Genomic DNA, 619 nt, shown 5'->3' on the forward strand with positions numbered 1-619 from the left:
GTCGAGGGTGTCCTCCTGGCGGACCTCGACCGTCGGCGACGGTCGGAAGGTGACGAGCTCGTCGTCGGGACGCTCGATCTCGACGTCCTCGAACGCCGTGACCACGTCGGGGTCCGCGGAGCCGGCGGCGCGCACCTCGACGCGCAGCGGCAGGCCCGAGGCCGGGTCGAGCCACACGTCGACACGGTCGACGGTGCTCGTGCCCGCGGGCGGGGTGTAGCGCAGCCCGGCGGCGTCGATCCCGGCCACCCGGCGCGGCTCGAGGCGGCGTACGTCGGTCTCGGCGGCGTCCTCGAGGACCGTGCGGGCCAGGGCCGGGGGCAGCAGGTCGGGGGTCCGGGGCAGCCGGATCTCGGGGTCGAGGGTCACCGTGGCGCGCGCGTCCTCGTAGTCGTAGGCCGTCGTGACCCGTCCCTCGTGCACCAGGTCCTGCTCGCCGGTGACCAGCAGCCGGTCGACGCGCCAGGCGTCGGTGTCCTGCCACCACACCCGCAGCCGGCTGCTCCCGGCCAGCAGCTCGCCGACGTCGCCGAGGTCGTCGCCGACGGGGAGCTGCACGGAGCCCTCGGTCTCGGCGTACCCCGAGTGGCCGACGTCGGCCGAGGAGCGGGCCAGGTCG

1 protein-coding gene is annotated in these 619 nt (G+C 75.9%); it reads right to left on the reverse strand.

The window, feature by feature from the left end; translation table 11 throughout:
• The coding region (locus ACTWPP_RS45065) for a hypothetical protein (protein ID WP_443110629.1) at positions 1-619 on the reverse strand (619 nt) is incomplete at both ends.

Origin of the sequence: Actinomadura sp. 3N407 (assembly GCF_052245875.1) — a bacterium.
Taxonomy (GTDB): Bacteria; Actinomycetota; Actinomycetes; order Streptosporangiales; family Streptosporangiaceae; genus Spirillospora.